The following is a 1695-nucleotide window of genomic DNA, read 5'->3' as shown; positions in this document are numbered from 1 at the left end:
CTTGGCGAGCCGGTCGGCGGCCACCAGGCGGGCCAGGTCGCGCTCGTAGGCCCGGATGGCCTCGAGGGTGGCCCGGTCGCCGGCGGCCCGGGCCTTGCGGCGCTCGGCGGAGAGGTAGGGGTCGAAGACCTTCACCCCCACCACCCTGCCGCGCCGGGTGATGACCGCCCGGGCCTGGCCCTTGCCACCGGCGCTGGGGCCCAGGTCCAGCCACTCACCTCCCCGCTTCAGCAGACGGGCCCGGTTCCTGGCCCTGGGCTTCTGTTTCACCGTGGCGGCCCTCACCGCCTTGGCGGGGTCTCGGGTGAAGCGGCCGCGCTCGTCGAAGTAGACGACCCGGCACACCTCCTTCTTGCGCAGCCTAGCCACCGCCGCTCCCCTTGCGCCAGGACTCGAGGAGCCGCAGGCCCAGCGAAACCAGGGGGTAAGCCAATAGCAGGCCCAGTCCCACCATCAGGGTGCCGGCGCCCCAGCCCAGCGGGCCCTCGTCGATGATCTCGAAGACGCCCCTGACCTGCACAGTCAGGGCGTACAGTCCCCAGATCACCGCCCCCACGGCGGCGACGAGGGCGGCCACCTGCACCACCACCACCGGGGCCACCATGGCGGCCACGTCGCCCTGGGGCTGGGCGTGGGCGCCGGTGAGCCGGAACTGCACCACGGCCACGCCGTCGCGAGTGCCCCAGTCGAGCACCGTGAGGTCGGGCCGCTTGGTCTGGCGCCGGAGCTCACGCTGCAGCGCCTCCAGGCGCACGGTGTCGGGGTTGGCCCCCTTGAGGTCGACCTCGACCTCGTAGACCGGGCCCACCTGGAGGGTCTCCCGGTCGCTCATGGGTCGGCGCGTAGCCATATCGCCCCAAGCGTGGCCCGGCCGGGGGCGCAAAAAAAGGCCACGCCGGGCGGCCGTAACGGGTGCCCGGCGTGGGTGCCCAGCGTGGGCGCCTCAGGCGGCCTGCTGTTTCTGGGCGGCCTTCAGCTCGGCCTGCAGACGCTCCACCTCGGCCTGCAGGCGCTCGATCTCGGCCACCAGCGGGGCCGCCATCTTGGCGTGGATGGCCAGCACGGCCGCCACCCGGGCCGCGCTGGCGTCGCCCACGTGGGGGATGCCGGAGAGCTGGCGCAGGCTGTACCCGTCGAAGTTGGAGGGATCCCCGTCGCACTCCTGCATGACGCTGCGGGCCGCCCTGGGGCTGGCCAGGACGGTCTCAAAGAGGGTCTCGAAGCTCTCGGCGGAGGGGTCATGGGGTCTGCGTTTCGATGACCACATCCGGAACTTCATCTTGCCGTGGTGCCCCTTGGTTCGGCGGGTATCGGTCTGCCCATTCATTCGTGAAGCCACCTCCTAGGTGCACAGCCGGGCAATCGTCGAACCGCACGCTATAAGGGCCGGTTTGTCCCTTCCCGAGCTGTGCCCGACACATCCCGGCCGAGCACACGGCCGCGGTGTCGAGAGTGAGTGTAAAATCCGGCCCCTCGATGACGAGTTTATTTGCACTTCCCTGGACCGTCACCATGACCCGCTCCTCGGAGGCGGCCGCGCCGATGAGCCGTGCGGCGCAGGCTTTCCCGTCGCCGCCCACCGTGGGCGGCTCTCCCGGGCGCCCACCGTGGGCGGGTTCCCCGGGGTCCACGAGCTGCACGGGATTCCCGGCGGTGCCCACCGCGGGTGGCTGGGCCGGGCGGCTGGGGGCCGCC

Annotated in this window: 3 protein-coding genes; all 3 read right to left on the bottom strand. The window is 72.0% G+C overall.

The window, feature by feature from the left end; all coding sequences use genetic code 11:
• Positions 1–369, bottom strand: a 369-nt coding sequence (locus MEICH_RS30460) for a hypothetical protein (protein ID WP_218916393.1), incomplete at its 3' end; no start/stop codon positions are given.
• Positions 362–850 carry a hypothetical protein gene (locus MEICH_RS0107690; protein WP_157202667.1) on the bottom strand — a complete coding sequence of 163 codons (489 nt, stop codon included), beginning with the start codon at positions 848–850 and terminating at the stop codon, positions 362–364. The genes MEICH_RS0107690 and MEICH_RS30460, both read right to left, overlap by 8 nt.
• A gap of 93 nt (positions 851–943) precedes the next feature.
• Positions 944–1267: a hypothetical protein gene (locus tag MEICH_RS0107685; RefSeq protein WP_157202666.1), complete on the bottom strand. Its 324-nt coding sequence runs from the start codon at positions 1265–1267 to the stop codon at positions 944–946.
• Between the last annotated feature and the right edge of the window lie 428 nt (positions 1268–1695).

It is taken from the genome of Calidithermus chliarophilus DSM 9957 (assembly GCF_000430045.1).
GTDB lineage: Bacteria > Deinococcota > Deinococci > Deinococcales > Thermaceae > Calidithermus > Calidithermus chliarophilus.
Note: the sequence above shows the minus strand (reverse complement) of the source record. Positions and strands in the feature narration are given on the sequence as shown.